Origin of the sequence: Pseudomonas sp. SIMBA_041, assembly GCF_046535095.1 — a bacterium.
Taxonomy (GTDB): domain Bacteria; phylum Pseudomonadota; class Gammaproteobacteria; order Pseudomonadales; family Pseudomonadaceae; genus Aquipseudomonas; species Aquipseudomonas mucoides.
This window is the reverse complement of record NZ_JAWRXJ010000813.1, coordinates 1-243: the sequence shown is the minus strand read 5'-3', so window position 1 is coordinate 243 and position 243 is coordinate 1. Positions and strand designations below refer to the sequence as shown.

Annotated in this window: 1 protein-coding gene; it reads right to left on the bottom strand. The window is 67.1% G+C overall.

The genetic code is table 11. The features are described from left to right. A partial coding sequence (tnpB, locus tag SB725_RS33385) for an IS66 family insertion sequence element accessory protein TnpB (RefSeq protein WP_410923721.1) occupies nucleotides 1-154 on the bottom strand: 154 nt, incomplete at its 3' end. Between the last annotated feature and the right edge of the window lie 89 nt (nucleotides 155-243).

Here is a 243-nt window from a genome sequence, read left to right as displayed (position 1 = left end):
CCTTCATGCGGTTGGCGCGGCGATTGGCGAACAGATAAGCATGGTGCGGGTGCGCGGCACCGAATACCTTGACCACGCGCGCCAAGGCCGTGTCGAAACCGGCACGCATGTCCAGCGGATCGGTCGCCAGCCAGATCTCGTCGACGCGGATCACCGCATCCACTCGCGCAGCCAGGCGGCACACTGGGCGGCTTCGGACACGGGCCAACTGACCGTGATCGACTGATCGCCCCGGCGCACCTC